The sequence below is a fragment of the Nocardia sp. NPDC047648 genome (assembly GCF_040642815.1).
Lineage (GTDB): Bacteria > Actinomycetota > Actinomycetes > Mycobacteriales > Mycobacteriaceae > Nocardia > Nocardia gamkensis.
The window spans coordinates 242960-260257 of record NZ_JBEYSX010000011.1; the positions used below are offsets into that span (position 1 = coordinate 242960).

Annotated in this window: 16 protein-coding genes; 10 read left to right on the forward strand and 6 right to left on the reverse strand. The window is 70.3% G+C overall.

The window, feature by feature from the left end:
* Positions 1–21: 21 nt before the first annotated feature.
* From ABZ803_RS23535 to argH, 9 genes are all read left to right on the forward strand, one after another.
* Positions 22–729, forward strand: coding sequence for a winged helix-turn-helix domain-containing protein (locus ABZ803_RS23535; RefSeq protein WP_357041872.1), 708 nt, complete (start codon positions 22–24; stop codon positions 727–729).
* Between the two features lie 136 nt (positions 730–865).
* Positions 866–1924 carry an N-acetyl-gamma-glutamyl-phosphate reductase gene (gene argC, locus ABZ803_RS23540; RefSeq protein ID WP_357041875.1) on the forward strand — a complete coding sequence of 353 codons (1059 nt, stop codon included), beginning with the start codon at positions 866–868 and terminating at the stop codon, positions 1922–1924.
* Positions 1921–3138, forward strand: coding sequence for a bifunctional glutamate N-acetyltransferase/amino-acid acetyltransferase ArgJ (gene argJ, locus ABZ803_RS23545; protein ID WP_357041878.1), 1218 nt, complete (start codon positions 1921–1923; stop codon positions 3136–3138). The genes argC and argJ overlap by 4 nt, the downstream gene beginning before the upstream one ends.
* The gene (gene argB, locus ABZ803_RS23550; RefSeq protein ID WP_357041881.1) at positions 3135–4070 is read left to right on the forward strand and encodes an acetylglutamate kinase; all 936 of its coding nucleotides are present in this window, start codon (positions 3135–3137) and stop codon (positions 4068–4070) included. The genes argJ and argB overlap by 4 nt, the downstream gene beginning before the upstream one ends.
* On the forward strand, positions 4067–5269 hold the full coding sequence (locus ABZ803_RS23555) for an acetylornithine transaminase (protein WP_357041884.1): 1203 nt from the start codon (positions 4067–4069) through the stop codon (positions 5267–5269). Before argB ends, ABZ803_RS23555 begins: the two co-directional genes overlap by 4 nt.
* Positions 5266–6210, forward strand: coding sequence for an ornithine carbamoyltransferase (argF, locus tag ABZ803_RS23560; protein ID WP_357041886.1), 945 nt, complete (start codon positions 5266–5268; stop codon positions 6208–6210). Before ABZ803_RS23555 ends, argF begins: the two co-directional genes overlap by 4 nt.
* On the forward strand, positions 6207–6707 hold the full coding sequence (locus ABZ803_RS23565) for an arginine repressor (RefSeq protein WP_040866125.1): 501 nt from the start codon (positions 6207–6209) through the stop codon (positions 6705–6707). Before argF ends, ABZ803_RS23565 begins: the two co-directional genes overlap by 4 nt.
* A gap of 338 nt (positions 6708–7045) precedes the next feature.
* On the forward strand, positions 7046–8248 hold the full coding sequence (locus ABZ803_RS23570; protein ID WP_040866126.1) for an argininosuccinate synthase: 1203 nt from the start codon (positions 7046–7048) through the stop codon (positions 8246–8248).
* Between the two features lie 508 nt (positions 8249–8756).
* Positions 8757–10172: an argininosuccinate lyase gene (gene argH / locus ABZ803_RS23575; protein WP_357041890.1), complete on the forward strand. Its 1416-nt coding sequence runs from the start codon at positions 8757–8759 to the stop codon at positions 10170–10172.
* A gap of 132 nt (positions 10173–10304) precedes the next feature.
* On the opposite strand, the gene ABZ803_RS23580 is transcribed toward argH, so the two are convergent.
* The gene (locus ABZ803_RS23580; protein ID WP_357041893.1) at positions 10305–11567 is read right to left on the reverse strand and encodes a hypothetical protein; all 1263 of its coding nucleotides are present in this window, start codon (positions 11565–11567) and stop codon (positions 10305–10307) included.
* Between the two features lie 123 nt (positions 11568–11690).
* Here ABZ803_RS23580 and ABZ803_RS23585 point away from each other — a divergent pair, with 123 nt between their 5' ends.
* On the forward strand, positions 11691–12014 hold the full coding sequence (locus ABZ803_RS23585; protein ID WP_040866129.1) for a multidrug efflux SMR transporter: 324 nt from the start codon (positions 11691–11693) through the stop codon (positions 12012–12014).
* 280 nt (positions 12015–12294) lie between these two features.
* Here the strand turns inward: ABZ803_RS23585 and ilvA are convergent, their stop codons facing one another.
* The 5 genes from ilvA to ABZ803_RS23610 form a co-directional block, all read right to left on the reverse strand.
* Entirely contained in the window at positions 12295–13515 is a 1221-nt protein-coding gene (ilvA, locus tag ABZ803_RS23590; RefSeq protein ID WP_357041896.1) for a threonine ammonia-lyase, read from the reverse strand.
* Positions 13516–13702: 187 nt separating this feature from the next.
* Positions 13703–14053, reverse strand: coding sequence for a hypothetical protein (locus ABZ803_RS23595; protein ID WP_357041899.1), 351 nt, complete (start codon positions 14051–14053; stop codon positions 13703–13705).
* Between the two features lie 293 nt (positions 14054–14346).
* Positions 14347–14922 (reverse strand): isopentenyl-diphosphate Delta-isomerase, encoded by a 576-nt coding sequence (idi, locus tag ABZ803_RS23600; RefSeq protein ID WP_357041902.1) that lies wholly within the window; start codon positions 14920–14922, stop codon positions 14347–14349.
* Complete coding sequence (locus ABZ803_RS23605; RefSeq protein WP_357041905.1) at positions 14919–15791, reverse strand: geranyl diphosphate 2-C-methyltransferase; 873 nt, start codon at positions 15789–15791, stop codon at positions 14919–14921. The genes idi and ABZ803_RS23605 overlap by 4 nt, the downstream gene beginning before the upstream one ends.
* A 41-nt stretch (positions 15792–15832) precedes the next feature.
* Positions 15833–17203 carry a family 2 encapsulin nanocompartment cargo protein terpene cyclase gene (locus ABZ803_RS23610; RefSeq protein WP_357041908.1) on the reverse strand — a complete coding sequence of 457 codons (1371 nt, stop codon included), beginning with the start codon at positions 17201–17203 and terminating at the stop codon, positions 15833–15835.
* Positions 17204–17298: the final 95 nt, after the last annotated feature.

Sequence of the window (17298 nt, forward strand, 5' to 3'; positions counted from 1 at the left end):
ACGGCCCGCCATGATGGTGTGGTGCCGACCAGAGGAACCGAACTGGCGGGCTTGGCCGCACTGCTCGCCGACCGCACCCGCGCCGACATCTGCCTGGCGCTGGTGGACGGGCGGGCCTGGACCGCGGGCGAACTCGCGCGCCACACCGGCGTCGCGCCGTCCACCGCCACCGAGCATCTGGACCGCCTGCGCGACGGCGGGCTGGTCGTCGAGCACCGGCAAGGCAGACACCGCTATCTGCGGCTGGCCGGCCCGCAGGTCGCGGAGTTGCTCGAGACCATGGTCGCCCATCTCGGCCCGCCCGCCGCACCGGTGACCGGACTGCGCACCGCCACCATCGCCGCCGGGCTGGCCAGGGGCCGCACCTGCTACGACCATCTCGCCGGGCGCCTCGGCGTGGCCGTCACCGACGCCATGACAGCGCGCGGCCTGCTCAGCGGTGACGGTGGTTTCGCCCTCACCGGGTCCGGCGCGGCGTGGCTCACCGGGCCGATGGGCATCGACCCTGCCGCGTTGCGCGCCACCCGCCGCCCGGTGGCGCGGCCCTGTCTCGATTGGACCGAACGCCGAGTCCATCTGGGCGGCTCGGCGGGCGCGCAGCTGTGCCGCCGCCTGAAAGAGCTGCGGTGGATCGAGAGCGTCGGCAGCGGACGAGCCGTGCGCGTCACCGCGCTGGGCGAAGCCGGATTGGCGAAAGCGTTGCACATCGACCCCCTCGCACTGCGCTGACCTGCGACGAACCGGCTGGGCGGGATTCGGGCCGCCATGCCGTTTGCGCGCGGACCGGGTGGGTATCAGGTCCTCGTGTCCACGCTCGCGGCGACCAGGCTGTGAATGAGCTTGCATAGTCATGCATAATCATCACATGGATGATTCCTCGGTCGGACCCGTCGTGCGGGTCGCGGTAGCCGGTGCCAGCGGGTACGCGGGCGGCGAAGTGTTGCGTCTGCTGCTGGGGCATCCGGCCTACCGAACCGGGCGCCTCGTCATCGGGGCGCTGACCGCGGGCTCGAACGCGGGCACCGCGCTGGGAGAGTTGCAGCCGCATCTGCTGCCGCTGGCCGACCGGGTGCTCACACCGACCACGACCGCCGAACTGGCCGACCACGATGTGGTCTTCCTCGGCCTGCCGCACGGTCAGTCGGCGGCCATCGCCGCCGAACTCCCCGAGTCCACGGTGGTCATCGACTGCGGCGCCGACTTCCGCCTCACCGACCCGAACGCCTGGGAGAAATACTACGGCAGCCCGCACGCGGGCAGCTGGCCCTACGGTCTGCCCGAGCTGCCCCGCGGCCGGGAGAAACTGCGCGGCGCGACGCGGATCGCGGTCCCCGGCTGCTATCCGACCGTCGCCAGCCTCGCGCTGGCTCCCGCCGTCGCCGCGGGCATTGTGGAGCCCGCCGTGCACGTGGTCGCGGTGAGCGGAGCCTCCGGCGCGGGCCGCAAGCTGGACATCGGCCTGCTGGGGTCGGAGGTGATGGGTTCGGCGCGGGCCTACGGGATCGCGGGCGCGCACAGGCACACCCCGGAGATCGCGCAGAACCTGACGGCGGCGGGCGGCACGGACGTCGCGGTGTCGTTCACGCCGGTTCTCGCGCCGATGCCGCGCGGCATCCTCGCCACCTGCACCGCGCCCACGCGCGTGGACGCCGCGCAGGCGCGCGCCGTTTACGAGAAAGCCTATGCCGACGAGCCTTTCGTGCACCTGCTGCCGGAGGGCACGCTGCCGCAGACCGGTTCGGTGCTCGGCTCCAACGCCGTGACACTGCAGGTCGCGGTGGACGCCGACGCGGGCCTGCTCGTGGTGATCGGCGCGATCGACAACTTGACCAAGGGCACCGCGGGCGCCGCGGTCCAATCGATGAACCTGGCCCTCGGATTCGAGGAGACCGAAGGACTTTCCACCGTAGGAGTGGCACCGTGACGACAGTCGACATCGCCGACGGCAAGCTGGTCCGGACGCAGGGCGTGACCGCCCCGCTCGGCTTCCGCGCGGCGGGCATCGCCGCGGGCATCAAGGTCAGCGGCAAGCCCGATCTGGCGCTGGTGTTCAACGAAGGCCCGGAGTATCCGGCCGCGGGCGTATTCACCCGCAACAAGGTGAAGGCCGCTCCGGTGCTGTGGTCTCAGCAAGTGCTGACCGGCAAGCGGCTGCGCGCGGTGATCCTGAACTCGGGCGGCGCCAATGCCTGCACCGGCCCGGGCGGATTCCAGGACACCCACAAGACCGCCGAGGAACTCGCCGCCGCGCTGAGTAATTGGGGCACCGAGACCGGCGCGGGTGAGATCGCCGTCTGCTCGACCGGACTGATCGGCGACCGGCTCCCGATGGACAAACTGCTCCCCGCCGTTACCGAGATCGTGCACGAGATGGGCGGCGGACTGTCCGGCGGCTCGGATGCCGCCTGGGCCATCATGACCACCGACACCGTGCCCAAGGAGGCGGCGTTCCACCACCGCGACAAGTGGAACGTCGGCGGTATGGCGAAGGGCGCGGGCATGCTCGCGCCTTCGCTGGCCACCATGCTGGTGGTGCTCACCACCGATGCGGCGGTGACCGCCGAGCAGCTCGACCGCGCGCTGCGCAACGCCACCGCGCGAACCTTCGACCGGCTCGACGTGGACGGCTCCTGCTCCACCAACGACACCGTGCTGTTGCTGGCCAACGGCGCCAGCGAAGTCACGCCCGCCCAGGAGGAACTCGACGCCGCCGTGCTCGCGGTCTGCGACGACCTGGCCGCCCAGCTGATGGCCGACGCCGAGGGCGTCACCAAGCGGGTGCTGGTCACCGTCGCGGGCGCGGCCACCGAGGACGAGGCCGTCGCCGCGGCGCGCACCGTCGCCCGCGACAGCCTGGTCAAGACGGCGCTGTTCGGGTCGGACCCGAACTGGGGCCGGGTGCTCGCCGCGGTCGGCATGGCGCCGGTCACGCTCGACCCGAACCGGATCTCGGTGTCGTTCAACGGCAAGCCGGTGTGCATCGATGGCGTCGGCGCGCCCGGCGCCCGCGCGGTCGACCTGTCCGGCACCGACATCGAGGTGCTGATCGAGCTGAACGTCGGATCGGCGAGCGCGAGCATCCGCACCACCGACCTGTCGCACGGTTACGTCGAAGAGAACTCGGCCTACAGCTCATGACCAGTCAGGTGCTGCATTCGCTCTCCGCGCTGGACAAGGCGCACGCCCTGGCCGACGCCCTGCCGTGGTTGCAGAAGTTCCGGGACAAGATCGTCGTCGTGAAGTACGGCGGCAACGCCATGATCGACGATCACCTCAAGCAGGCCTTCGCCGCCGACATGGCGTTCCTGCGCACGGTCGGCGTGCACCCGGTGGTGGTGCACGGCGGCGGCCCGCAGATCAGCGCGATGCTGAAGAAGCTCGGCCTGCAAGGCGAATTCCGCGGCGGCTTCCGGGTGACCACTCCGGAGGTGATGGACGTGGTGCGGATGGTGCTGTTCGGTCAGGTCGGTCGCGAACTGGTCGGCCTGATCAACTCGCACGGCCCGTACGCGGTCGGCATCTCCGGTGAGGACGCCGGGCTGTTCACCGCGACCCGCCGCACCGTCGAGGTGGACGGCGAGCCCACCGACATCGGCCTGGTCGGCGACGTCACCGAGGTGAACCCGGACGCCGTGCTGGACCTGATCGGCGCGGGCCGCATCCCGGTGGTGTCGACCATCGCGCCGGACGCCGAGGGCGTGGTGCACAACATCAATGCCGACACCGCCGCCGCGGCGCTCGCCGAGGGCATCGGCGCCGAGAAACTGGTGGTGCTCACCGACGTCGAGGGCCTGTACACGAACTGGCCGGACCGGTCGTCGCTCACCTCCAGCATCGATACAACCGCGCTGGCCGAGTTGCTCCCGCGTCTGGATGCGGGCATGGTGCCCAAAATGGAAGCCTGTCTGCGCGCGGTGTCGGCCGGTGTACCGACCGCGCATGTCATCGACGGCCGGGTGCCGCACGCCGTGCTGCTGGAACTGTTCACCGGAGAAGGAATCGGAACGATGGTGACCCCCGCCCCGCTCATCCCGAACGGGTCCGGCGCACCGAACGGAACGAAACAATGAGCACAGCTGAACTGCAGAAGCGGTGGTCCGCCGCGCTGATGAACAACTACGGCACGCCGAAGATCGCGCTGGTGCGCGGCGCGGGGGCCGTGGTCTACGACGCGGACGGCAAGCGCTACGTCGACTTCCTCGGCGGCATCGCGGTCAACAGCCTCGGCCACGCCCACCCGGCGATCCTGGAGGCGGTCACCCAGCAGCTCGGCACGCTCGGGCACGTGTCGAATCTGTACGCCAGCGAGCCGGTCGTCGAACTGGCCGAGCGATTGCTCGCGCACTTCGGCGACGGCGAGGGCCGGGCGTTCTTCTGCAACTCCGGCACCGAGGCCGTCGAGGCGGCGTTCAAGATCGCCCGGCTCACCGGGCGGCCCAAGATCGTCGCCTGCGAGGAGGCGTTCCACGGCCGCACCATGGGCGCGCTCGCCCTCACCGGCCAGCCGTCCAAGCGCACCCCCTTCGAACCGATGCCGCCCGGCGTCGTGCACGTGCCCTACGGTGACGCCGCGGCACTGGAAGCCGCGGTCGACGAGGACACCGCGGCGGTCTTCCTCGAGCCGATGATGGGGGAGAGCGGCGTGGTCGTTCCGCCGTTCGACTACCTCGCCAAGGCGCGGGAGATCACCGCGCGCAAGGGTGCGCTGCTGGTGCTGGACGAGGTGCAGACCGGCATCGGCCGGACCGGGAAGTTCTACGCCCACCAGGCCGTCGGCATCGTCCCCGACGTGATCACGCTGGCCAAGGGCCTCGGCGGCGGACTGCCCATCGGCGCGGTGCTGGCCAACGGCCGCGCGGCCGACCTGCTCACCCCCGGCATGCACGGCACCACCTTCGGCGGCAATCCGGTGTGCGCGGCGGCGGCGCTCGCGGTGCTGCGCACGATCGACGAGACCGATCTGCTCTCGCACGTCGAGTCGGTCGGCAAGCGGCTCAGCGACGGAATCGAGCTGCTCGAGCATCCGCTCATCGACCAGGTGCGCGGCGCGGGCCTGCTGCTGGGCATCGTGCTCACCGACGAGGTCTCCGCGCACGTCGAGGCGCGGGCGCGGGAGGCGGGTTACCTCGTCAACCCGGCCAAGCCCGATGTGATCCGGCTGGCGCCGCCGCTGGTGCTCACCGAGACCCAGGCGGACAACTTCGTCGCCGACCTGCCGGAAATCCTCGACGCCGCGCTCGCGGACGCGAAAGGGGCTGCGGCGCAATGACTTCTATCAGGCACTTCCTGCGTGACGACGATGTCAGCCCGGCCGAGCAGGCCGAGATCCTCGCCCTCGCCGCCGAACTCAAGAAATCACCCTTCGCGCGGCGCCCGCTCGAGGGCCCGCGCGGCGTCGGGGTGATCTTCGAGAAGAACTCCACCCGCACCCGGTTCTCCTTCGAGATGGGCATCGCCCAGCTCGGCGGGCACGCCGTGGTCGTCGACGGCCGTGACACCCAGCTGGGCCGGGAGGAGACGCTCGGCGACACCGGCCGGGTGCTGTCCCGGTACGTGGACGCCATCGTGTGGCGCACCTTCGAGCAGTCCCGGCTGGACGAGATGGCCGCCACCGCGACGGTGCCGGTGGTCAACGCGCTGTCCGACGAGTTCCATCCCTGCCAGGTGCTCGCGGACCTGCAGACGCTCGCCGAGCACAAGGGCGACCTGACCGGACGCGAACTCGCCTACTTCGGCGACGGCGCCAACAACATGGCGCATTCGCTGCTGCTAGGCGGCGTCACGGCGGGGCTGAACGTGACCATCGCCGCGCCCGCCGGGTTCGAGCCGCAGCCGTGGGTGGTGGAGGCCGCGCGCAAGCGGGCCGCCGAGACCGGCGCCACCGTCACGGTGACCGGCGACCCGGTCGCCGCCGCATGGGGCGCCGATGCGCTGGTCACCGATACCTGGACCTCCATGGGACAGGAGAACGACGGCCTGGACCGAGTCGGTCCGTTCCGGCCGTTCCAGCTCAACGCCGATCTGCTCGCCCACGCCAAGCCGGACGCGGTGGTGCTGCACTGCCTGCCCGCGCACCGCGGCGAAGAGGTCACCGACGAGGTGCTCGACGGGCCGCACAGCGTGGTGTGGGACGAGGCGGAGAACCGCCTGCACGCGCAGAAAGCGCTGCTGGTCTGGCTGCTCGAGCGACGATCCGGGGGAGCGACGTGACCGAGGTCAGAAGCGGCCCGGCCATCGCGCGCACCCGTGCCGGGCGGCAGTCGCGCATCATCGAACTGCTGTCGGCGCACGCGGTGCGCAGCCAGACCGAGCTGGCGGCGCTGCTCGCGGCCGAGGGCATCGAGATCACGCAGGCGACGCTGTCGCGGGACCTGGACGAACTGGGCGCGGTGAAGCTGCGCGCCGCCGACGGCGGCGCGGGCGTCTACGTGGTGCCCGAGGACGGCAGCCCCGTCCGCGGCGTCACCGGCGGCACCGACCGGTTGTCCAAGCTGCTCGGCGACCTGCTGGTCTCCACCGACGCCAGCGGCAACATCGCCGTCTTGCGCACCCCACCCGGCGCGGCGCACTACTTGGCCAGCGCCCTCGACCGCGCCGCCTTGCCGTACATCGTCGGCACCATCGCGGGCGACGACACCATCGCTGTCATCGCCCGCGAGCCGCTGAGCGGGGCCGAAGTAGCCACGAAGATCGAACAACTAGCCTGAGCCGGGCGCGTCCGCGCGACACGCCTACATGGCTGATCCGCGACGTGCGGCGATAAGCAGTCCGATGCGCGGTTCGCTCGGCCTGAAGCCGGGCGCTCACCTGCTTGCGGGGGCGCGCGGTTTCGGCTCCTTTTCGCCCACGGGTAGGCATCGCGAGCGCGGAGGACGGCGGCTGTGCGAGGGTGTAGACGGAGCTGTTGTCCCAGCACAGGGCGACGCGCCACCCGATTATGAATGGGCTTGCATCGTCGTGCATAATCATTTGCAGGACGTGCGGGCCGCTGTGGCGGGAAGCCGGTCCGTACCACGCACACGAACCATCGAGGAGCACACAGAACATGTCCGAGCGCGTCGTACTCGCCTACTCCGGTGGGCTGGACACCTCCGTCGCGATCAGCTGGATCGGCAAGGAGACCGGCGCCGAAGTGGTGGCCGTGGCCATCGACCTCGGCCAGGGCGGCGAGGACATGAACGTGGTGCGCCAGCGCGCCCTGGATTGCGGCGCCGTCGAGGCGATCGTGATCGACGCCCGCGACGAGTTCGCCGAGCAGTACTGCCTGCCCACCATCCAGGCCAACGCGCTGTACATGGGCCAGTACCCGCTGGTGTCGGCGATCAGCCGCCCGCTCATCGTCAAGCACCTGGTCGAAGCCGCGAAGTTCCACGGCGCGAGCACCGTCGCGCACGGCTGCACCGGCAAGGGCAACGACCAGGTCCGTTTCGAGGTCGGCATCGGCGCGCTCGCGCCCGACCTCAACGTGATCGCCCCGGTCCGCGACTACGCGTGGACCCGGGAGAAGGCCATCGCCTTCGCCGAGGAGAACTCGCTGCCGATCAACGTCACCAAGAAGTCGCCGTTCTCCATCGACCAGAACGTCTGGGGCCGCGCGGTCGAGACCGGGTTCCTCGAGGACCTGTGGAACGCCCCGACCAAGGACGTCTACGACTACACCTCCGACCCCACGGTCAACTTCGAGGCACCGGACGAACTGATCGTCACCTTCGACAAGGGCGTGCCGGTGGCCATCGACGGCCGCCAGGTGAGCGTGCTGGAGGCGATCGTCGAACTGAACAAGCGTGCGGGCCGCCAGGGCGTGGGCCGGCTGGACATGGTCGAGGACCGCCTGGTCGGCATCAAGAGCCGCGAGATCTACGAGGCGCCCGGCGCCCTCGCGCTGATCACCGCGCACCAGGCGCTCGAGCACGTCACCATCGAGCGCGAGCTGGGCCGCTACAAGCGCCAGGTCGAGCAGCGCTGGGGCGAGCTGGCCTACGACGGCCTGTGGTTCTCCCCGCTCAAGCGGGCGCTGGACGCCTTCATCGGCGACACCCAGCAGCACGTGTCCGGCGACATCCGGATGGTCCTGCACGGCGGCTCCGCCGTGGTCAACGGCCGCCGCTCGGAGCAGTCGCTCTACGACTTCAACCTGGCCACCTACGACGAGGGCGACACCTTCGACCAGTCGCTGGCCAAGGGCTTCGTCCAGATCCACGGCCTGTCCTCCAAGGTCGCCGCCCGCCGCGACCTGAACCAGAAGTAGGCACTGGGCGTGCCGGTGCCCGATACGCACCGGCACGCCGACGGCCCGCGCCCGCTGCTTCGAGATGGCCATGCGCGATACCGCTCATACCAGCGACGCGCCGACCCCGGAGACATCGGTCTCCGCGATCAGCGCGGTGCAGCCCGGGCGCGAGGTCGTGGCTCGGCGACAGTCTTCGGCGTGTGTGTGAAGGTGCTACCCCTGTCAGCAGCCGCGCTCAGGGGCACAAGCGCCCCGATTTCGCGCGCCGGGCCGCTCTTCTCGGTAGGTGACATCGGAGAAACTCCCTACCGGAGTGGGTTCACCGTCGAGTGTTCCGCGGTGGACGGACCGGCAGGGCGACCCCCGCCGTGGACGCACGACCACGACCGCGACAATTGATCTCGCGGGGACACGGGTAACTCACCGGGTACGCCCAGAACCCGAGCGACATCTGACGTAGGACATGCAACGCAACCCACCAGTCACCCGACTGGTACGGCCTGAAAACTCGGAGAGGCGGACGAGCATGAGTGGCGGCACGAACCAAGGCGCGCTGTGGGGCGGGCGATTCGCCTCCGGCCCGGCCGAGGCCATGGCCGCGCTGAGCAAGTCGACGCATTTCGACTGGGCACTGGCCCCCTACGACATCCGAGCCTCGAAAGCGCACGCGCGGGTACTGCACAAAGCGGGCCTGCTGTCGGACACCGATCTGTCCGGCATGCTGGACGGGCTGGATCGCCTCGCGGCGGACGTGGCCTCCGGTGCGTTCGGCCCCGTCGAGTCGGACGAGGACGTGCACGGCGCGCTGGAACGCGGCCTCATCGAGCGGGTCGGCGCGGAGCTCGGCGGACGTCTGCGGGCGGGACGTTCCCGCAACGACCAGGTGGCCACGCTGTTCCGGATGTGGCTGCGCGACGGGGTGCGCCGGGTGGCCGCGGGCGTGCTCGCGGTGATCGACGCACTGGTCGAGCAGGCCGCCGCGCACCCGGACGCGGTGATGCCGGGCAAGACGCACTTGCAGGCGGCGCAGCCGGTGCTGCTGGCGCACCATCTGCTCGCGCACGCCCATCCGCTGCTGCGCGACCTCGACCGGCTGCGCGACTTCGACCGCCGGGCGGCGGTGTCGCCCTACGGTTCCGGCGCGCTCGCGGGTTCCTCGCTCGGACTCGACCCGGAGGCGATCGCCGCGGAACTGGATTTCGACGCGTCGGCCGCCAACTCCATCGACGCCACCTCGGCGCGGGACTTCGCCGCCGAGGCCGCGTTCGTGCTGGCCATGATCGGCGTCGACCTGAGCCGGATGGCCGAAGAGGTGATCATCTGGAGCACCCCGGAATTCGGCTACGTCACGCTGGCCGACGCCTGGTCGACCGGCTCATCGATCATGCCGCAGAAGAAGAATCCGGACGTCTCCGAGCTGACCCGCGGCAAGGCGGGCCGGTTGATCGGCAACCTCACCGGTCTGCTGGCCACCCTCAAGGCGCAGCCGCTGGCCTACAACCGCGATCTGCAGGAAGACAAAGAACCCCTCTTCGACTCGGTCGCGCAACTGGAACTGCTGCTGCCGGCCATCGCGGGCCTGGTCTCGACGCTCACCTTCCACACCGCCCGCATGGCCGAACTCGCACCCGCGGGTTTCACCCTGGCCACCGATATCGCCGAATGGCTTGTGCGCCAAGGTGTTCCGTTCCGGGTCGCGCACGAGGCGGCCGGCGCGTGCGTGCGCGCCGCCGAGTCCCGCGGCGTCGGCCTCGACGAGCTCACCGACGAGGAGTTCGCCGCCGTCGACCCGGCGCTGACCGGGAAGGTGCGCGAGGTGCTCACCGTGCAGGGGTCCATCGCGTCCCGCAACGCCCGGGGCGGCACGGCCGGTGTTCAGGTCGCGGCGCAACTCGCCGAGGTGCGTGCGGCGGTGGCCGAGGCGCGGGACTTGCAGATCTGACGCCGGTCTTACTGGACCGACCCGGGTTGTCTCGGACCAGTGCCAGTCCGGGTGGACCGGGTCTGGCCGGACCGGCGCAGGCTTGGCCGGACCGGCGCGGGCGCGCCCGGTCGGGAATCGCTGTCGGCGAACCTATCCGGCGACAGTGATATCGGCGCCGCCGAACAGCAGATCGCTGCGCCGCTGGGTATTACTGGAATCCGGCAGCAGGGCGGCCTCTGGAACCAGCTCGCGCAGCTGCCGCAGAAATACTTCGACGGCCAACGTCGCCATGCTCTTGCCGGGGCACACGTGTCTGCCGAAGCCGAAGGTCAACGGCAACTTGCCGGTTCCGTCCAGGGCCAGGCAGTCGGGGAAGGCGTCCGGGTCACGGTTGGCCGCGGCGAACAGCACGAGCACCGGTCCCGCGGGCAGCCGTGTGCCGCTGGACAGCACGACCGGCGTCCTGGCCTGACGTTTCCACGCCACCAACCCGGGATCCAGTTGCAGGATCTTCGCCGCCACCCGGGTGCCGCCGTCCGGCTCGGCGAGCAGGTCCCACCACACGCGGTCCGGATCGCCGAGCAACCGCTGGACGCCTTGCTGGATGCTGCCGCTGACCGTGTGCACTCCCGCGGCGAGCGAATTCGCCATGGCGGACACCGCGATCCGATGGGACAGCCCGGCGTCGCGCAGCCTGCGGGCGAACCCGGTCGCTTCGCTGCCCCGGCCCTCCCGCACCGCCGCTCCGCTCACCGTGAACAACCAGCCGAGCGCGCTCACCGCGTCGGCCAGTTCGCGTCCGCGCATCACCCGGCCGAGCAGTCCCGATTGCGCTCCGCTCCAGGCGGCCACCCGCGGCCAGTCCGCGGCGGGCAGCCCGACCGCCGCACCGACGGTCCGGGCCGCGTAGCCGATCGATAACGCGGTCACGTCCAACGGAGCACCGGTGCGGAACCCCGTATCGCGCACAGCCTCGTGGAAGTCCTCGGCCATCGCCGCGGCCCGGGCGGGACGATCGGCCGGGGAGATGGTGAAATGTCCCGACGGTCCGGCCATGGTGTTCCACACGCGCTTGTGCAACCGGTCGTCGGCCAGGTTGGCGGTCGCCTTCGCGGGCGGCGGGATCAGGTGCCGGACGAACGGCGGGATGGCTCGCGGTGTCGCGGCGATCCGCGCGTAACCCACGAGCGGGTCCAGCGAATTCGCGTTGGAGATGCCCGGCGTGGCCGCCTCCAGCACCTCGCGCACGTCGGCGTACTTCCAGATCATCCGCAGCCCGGACCGATGCGCATAGCTCGGCTCGGGCCACTCGTGCAATCGCCGATACCGTTCGTCGCGCTCGGCGTACGGCAATTCGTTGCACGTCACCTCATCGAACGGAAAACCGGTTACCGCAACGCCCGAGCTACGCATCGGCCGATCGTATCGACGCGCAGTCCACGGCGACCGGGCCGTGAATCCCCGGGGCTGGGGAGCGGCTGTGCCGGTGGCCGAGTGCCGCTGTGCCTGCCCGGTACCTCTGACTACGCTGCGAAAATGACCTTGCTCCTGCTCGCCTTGGCCATCGCTTCCGAGGTGACCGCGACCGTTTCGCTGAAACTATCCGACGGTTTCGCCAAGCTCGTCCCCTCGATCGTGGTGGTCGTCGGCTATTGCGCCGCGTTCTTCTTCCTGGCCCAGGCGTTGAAGCGGGGCATGCCGATCGGCGTGGCCTACGGCATCTGGTCGGCGGTCGGTGTCGCCGCGATCGCCCTGATCGGCGTGCTGTTCCTGGAGGAGCGGCTCACCCTCGTGCAACTCGGCGGCATCGCACTGGTGATACTCGGCGTACTGGCCTTGGAACTCGGGGGAGCGCACTGACTTCCTAGCGGCGCACGCACGCGACCCGAAGCCGTCCGGGCGACGCGAAGGCACCGTGTCGCAGGCCGATCAACACCACGCCTCCTGGCGAACTCCCACGCTCCGGCCCGAACCTTCACCCGCTCGCGGGTTGCCGCACCCGTGGCATATGGCTGCGGCAATTCGCGAGTAGGCCCCTCGGTGGTGTGCCACTCGACGGAGGTGGGCGAGCCAGGCCGTGGAGTCGGACGTGGCCTTGAACAGCTCTGCTGCCGGTTCGCCCCTCCGGGCGGTACCGCGGTCAATCCGAAACGCGGACCGCGTATCCCGCGTTCGCGAGGGCGGTGAGTACGTCGTCGCGATGGTCGGAACCGCGCGTTTCCAGGGTGAGCGCTACCTCGACCTCGTCCACCGCCAGCCAGGTCCCGGTGCGCGAGTGGGCCACGTCGACCACGCTGGCGCTGGTCTTGCCGATCACCGCGAGCAGCGCCCCCAGCGCACCCGGGCGATCGGAAATCGTCACCCGCACCGCGAGGTAGCGGCCTGCCGCGCTCAGCCCGTGCCCGATCACCCTGGTCAGCAGCAACGGGTCGATGTTGCCGCCGGACAGGATCGCGCAGACCGGCCCACGCAGGCCGAGTTCCTCCGGTGTGCGACTCATCAGGGCGGCGACCGCCGCGGCGCCGGCGGGCTCGACGATCAGCTTCGCGCGTTCCAGACACAGCAGCAACGCCTGCGACAGGGCTTCCTCGTCTACCGTCACGATGTCCGAAACATGCTGCGCCACTTGGGAGAACGGCACCACGCCCGGCTGGCCGACCGCGATGCCGTCGGCCATCGTCGCCATCCGCTCCACCCGGACCGGACGCCCCGCCGCCAGCGAGTCCGGCCAGGCGGCCGCTTCCGCCGCCTGCACCCCGATGACGCGCACGTCCGGCGCCAGATGTCGCAGCGCCACCGCGACGCCGGCCAAGAGCCCACCGCCGCCGGTGGGTACGAGGACCGTGCCCACCTCCGGCAACTGCTCCGCGATCTCCGTGCCGACGGTGGCCTGACCGGCCACGATATCGGGATGGTCGAACGGGTGGATGAGCGTCGCGCCGGACCGGTCGGCGAACTCCAGAGCGGCGTCCAGTGACTCGTCGATGGTCTCGCCGACTTGGCGGACCTGCGCCCCGTACGCCTTGGTGGCCATCAGTTTCGGCAGCGACGCCCCGATCGGCATGAACACCGTCGACGTGAGGCCGAGCGCCGCCGCCGACCACGCGACCCCTTGCGCGTGGTTACCCGCGCTCGCGGCCACGACGCCGCGTTCCCGCGCCTCCTGCGGTAGATTCGCGATCCGGTTGTAGGCGCCGCGCGGCTTGAACGAACCGGTGCGCTGCAAGTTCTCACACTTCAGCCACACCTCGGCACCCGTACGTTCGGACAGCACCCGCGAGGCCAGCAGCGGTGTGCGCCGGATCACCGGGGCGAGCAGCCGCGCGGCCGCCTCGATCCGGGACATGTCGACCGACTCCATACCGTCATGCTGCCATCAGGCAGACGGGACCGGAGGCAATCGCTCACGCGCCCGCAGGCCCCGGCCCGAATGTGCGGGAGTGTCACCGAACGGGCCGGGAAACGGCAGGGGCGGATCTGCGTGAGTCAGAGCGAGAGTCCGCCCCGCCGCACACCGGCCCGCTGCGAGCAGGCGGCGCTCGAACAGGTCAGGCAGCCACCGCGGTGGCGAGCTTGCGCAATTCGGTGTCCGGGTCGGCCACGTCGACGACGAGTCGTGTGACATCAGCGCCCGCCAAGTCGATACGGATGGCGTGCCCGTCGAAACGCGTGTCCCAGAATTCCTTGCGGCCCTTGCCGCGGAATGTCCCGGCCGCGATCACGCCGGGGAAGAAGGTGCCGGGCGTGCGCACCCACGGCGGGCGGCGGTCGACCCCGGCCACGCCGAGCGCGGTGATGTCGGACAGGTCGAAGGTCAGCTGGTCGCGCAGCGCCAGCAGTTGATGGGTACCGAGTACGTGCACTGTCACCGTCGTTCCGGTGACTTCGAATTCCACCATCACGCACCTCACTTCACCGAGAACTCCTACAACATCAACGATGCCGAACGGTCCTGGCCGCAGCCTGTGCCGTTCCTTTGAGTTCTCTCAGTTTCCGTCCATGGTGTTACAGAAATATGCGCATCTATGGATGTGGCCAGTCCGGGGGCCAGGGCGACAGGGGGCGACCGACCTACAGCACAGCCGGGAAACGGTGCCCTCCCGAACTCCCGAGCTGGGCCGAGACAGCCGCGCGGCCGCAGTCGATGACGCGCTCGACTGCCTCGGACCAGAAGGGTGCTGAACGCCGACGATCAGGGGGCTGAGATTCTTCTGACCTGCGCGTGTTCCGCGACGTCGAGGACACCGGCCAGCCACGGCGTGTAGGTGTCCGGATTGTCGGCCAGCGCGTCCCGTAGAGCGTCCGGGTGGATCCAAGCGAAATCGGCGACCTCGGCCGGGTCCGGGCGAGGCGCGCCGATGTCCAGCCGCCCGATCAGGACGTGGTCCCATTCGGACTCGACGCGCCCGGTGCGGAGGTCTGCCGCGTGGTAGCGGTAGATCCCCGCCTCGGTGAGCGCGATGGTCAGGCCCATTTCCTCCGCCAGCCGCAGGCCCGCCGCGGTAGCGACCGGTTCACCCGGTGCGGGGTGGCCGCAGCAGGTGTTGGCCCACAGCGACGGGAACCTGGTCTTCACCGCCGCGCGTTGCTGCAGCAGCACGCGGCCCGCCGAGTCGAACAGCAACACGGAGAACGCGCGGTGCAGCCGTCCCGGGGCCAGGTGGGCCTCCGCGACCGAGCACGCGCCGACCGCGCGGCCCACGTCGTCGACGAGCTCGACGGGCAGGGCCTCGCGGTCGGTGTGCGGCTGGGCGAGGGCGTCGGTCACCTTCCCACCTTATCGGCGGCTATGAGCAGGTACTGGAAGCTGCCCTCCCGATAGGCGGTCAGGAAAGGCTTCTCGACACCCGTGGCGAGCTCGGATTTCGTGCGCAGGTCCCAGTACGGGATGGTCGCCGCGGTGAGGTCGGTCACGGTGATGGGCACCAGGTTGTTCTCGGCCATGGCGCGGAAGTACTCGCTGCGCGGATGGATCATGCAGCCGTAGTGCGCGTCGATCCAGCTCACCGAGGACGATCGGCCACCGGTCACGTCGTTGGAGCAGCCGGTGATGCACACGTAGCGCCCGCCCGGCTCCAGCAGCCGGGAGAACTCGCGGAACAGATCGAACAGGTCTACGTACATGGTGGTCTCGTTGGTCCAGATGCCGCGCATGGAACCGGACTCGAAGCCGGTGTCCAGCATGTTGCGGAAGTGGAACCTCACCTTGTCGGCGACGCCGCGATGAACGGCCTGGTCGTTGGCGAAGCCCACCTGATACTCGGAGATGGTCACGCCGTCGACCTGACAGCCGAAGCGCTGATTGGCCATGAAGCTGGTGCCGCCGCGGCCGGAGCCGCCGTCCATCAGCCGGTCGCCGGGCCGGACGTCGCCGAGATGGTCGAGCAGGAAATCGGCCTGTGCGGTCTCCAGTCGATGCAGTTCGGTGACGAGACGTTCCTCGCGGGTGTCCTCCGGACCGGTCAGCACCGACAGGTCCGGGTCGCCGATGCCGTAGTGATGGTGGTAGAGCCCGTCGACCTCACCGAGTTTGGTGTTGACCCGGTCGTCGTTCGGGTTGTTGTTCCAGTACGCGGCGACAGACTTCTGGTAGCTGGTACGCAGAACGGTCCCGGTCTCCGGGTTGAGCATGGTCATGCGTGATCATCCTCTCTCGGTGCGGTACTGCTTCATTGCTTTCACTGCGGGTCGCGATAGCGTTTGCTGTCGGCGTGCCAGGCGCGGTTTCCTCCCATCCACGCCCACAGGCCGGTGAGGAAGCGGCGTAGTTCCGGCGAACCCGCCGCGGCCAACGGCGCCGCCTCCCGTTCGAACCGGTGCACCAGCTCGTCGTGCACCTCGGCGGTGCGCAGCACGGCCTCGCGGCGCGAGCAGCGCTCCTCGGCGGCGAGGACGGTCGGCAGATTGAACTCCCTGCCGTTGGACAGGTCCTCGCGAGCCATCGAGTACAGGTCGTTGACCATCTGACTGGCCAGCGCCGCCGTGGTGACGACGCGGCGCACCGCGGGGGCGGTGTACTCCGCGGCCTGCAGCTCGTAGCCGCCCAGCACGTCGGTCGGTGCCATGCACGGCAGGAAACTGTGCGGTTGCCGGTTGGTGAGGTACTCCCATACCGGCGGCATCCGCCCGGCCGCGCGCCAGCCCGCTTCCGCACCGAGCGCGATGAACCAGCCCGCGATCTCGGTGCGCAGCCGGGCCAGCTGCGCCGGGCGCGCGTAGCGAGCCATATGGTCGAAGGACGTGCGAAACGCGCGCAGGATCGGGTCGGCCTCGAGGGCCGCCTCGAGTTCGGCGGCGTAACGCGCGGGAAGGTGGACCGGATCCATGGCCGCGGCGGCCAATTCGAGCCGCGGACCCAACTCCGCCTCGGCGCTGGAGGGGGTGCCGTCCGGAGCCCGGTCGTCGGCATCCTCCTCGCAGTAGTAGTCGTCCACCGACCATTCCGAGACCGCGCACTTCGCCGCCGCCAGCAGGCGATCGGCGTCGTCGCAGTCCGGGTGGGCGAGCATGATCAGCCGGCCGAAATCGGCGTCGCGCAGTTCATCCAGCCGGCCCTCGTACAGCCCGATATCCTCCGCCCAGTCCACGATCCCGGTGTTGACCGTCTCTGCGAGCGCCGGATCGTCCCGCAGCGGCGGCGGGCAGTACAGCGGCGGAATCGGGTCCGGGCGGTCCCGGTCCACCGTCGCGGTGACCGGGCCGCCCGGCGCCCGCGGTACGAGTGCGCGACCGCGAGCGGAGTCCGACCCGGTTGGCGGGGCGGGCGCCGCATGCGTGGCCGTGCGTGGCGTTGCGGCGATGCCATGTCGTCCGAGGAACGCCGACGCGGTGCTGAGCCCGGTGGGGCCGGCCGGAATGCGTGGCGCGGTCGGCAACCGTGTCCGTCCCGCTACCGGAACAGGTCCCGGCGTTACCCCCACGCCGCCGGTGGCGGCCGCCGGGGCAGCGGCCGGAGTGGCGGCGGGCGTCGTGGCACGGCCCGGGCTGCCCGGAAGCAGCAGCGCGGCGGCACCCAGGCCGGACGGGCCGAGCAGCCCGCGAGGCGTCACATTTGATGGTCCATCCGAAGCCGAAATACCCTTCGGCTCAATTACTTTCGGCGAGAATAGCTCGGACGGAGCGGTCGTCCGTGTGTTGGTGAGTA

Coding starts and splice junctions, on each gene's coding strand:
- argB (WP_357041881.1), top strand. CDS start 3,135: ATGACCAGTCAGGTGCTGCATTCGCTCTCCGCGCTGGACAAGGCGCAC.
- ilvA (WP_357041896.1), bottom strand. CDS start 13,515: ATGGAGTCGGTCGACATGTCCCGGATCGAGGCGGCCGCGCGGCTGCTC.
- ABZ803_RS23595 (WP_357041899.1), bottom strand. CDS start 14,053: ATGGTGGAATTCGAAGTCACCGGAACGACGGTGACAGTGCACGTACTC.
- ABZ803_RS23580 (WP_357041893.1), bottom strand. CDS start 11,567: ATGCGTAGCTCGGGCGTTGCGGTAACCGGTTTTCCGTTCGATGAGGTG.
- ABZ803_RS23555 (WP_357041884.1), top strand. CDS start 4,067: ATGAGCACAGCTGAACTGCAGAAGCGGTGGTCCGCCGCGCTGATGAAC.
- ABZ803_RS23570 (WP_040866126.1), top strand. CDS start 7,046: ATGTCCGAGCGCGTCGTACTCGCCTACTCCGGTGGGCTGGACACCTCC.
- ABZ803_RS23585 (WP_040866129.1), top strand. CDS start 11,691: ATGACCTTGCTCCTGCTCGCCTTGGCCATCGCTTCCGAGGTGACCGCG.
- ABZ803_RS23605 (WP_357041905.1), bottom strand. CDS start 15,791: ATGACCATGCTCAACCCGGAGACCGGGACCGTTCTGCGTACCAGCTAC.
- argH (WP_357041890.1), top strand. CDS start 8,757: ATGAGTGGCGGCACGAACCAAGGCGCGCTGTGGGGCGGGCGATTCGCC.
- argF (WP_357041886.1), top strand. CDS start 5,266: ATGACTTCTATCAGGCACTTCCTGCGTGACGACGATGTCAGCCCGGCC.
- argC (WP_357041875.1), top strand. CDS start 866: ATGGATGATTCCTCGGTCGGACCCGTCGTGCGGGTCGCGGTAGCCGGT.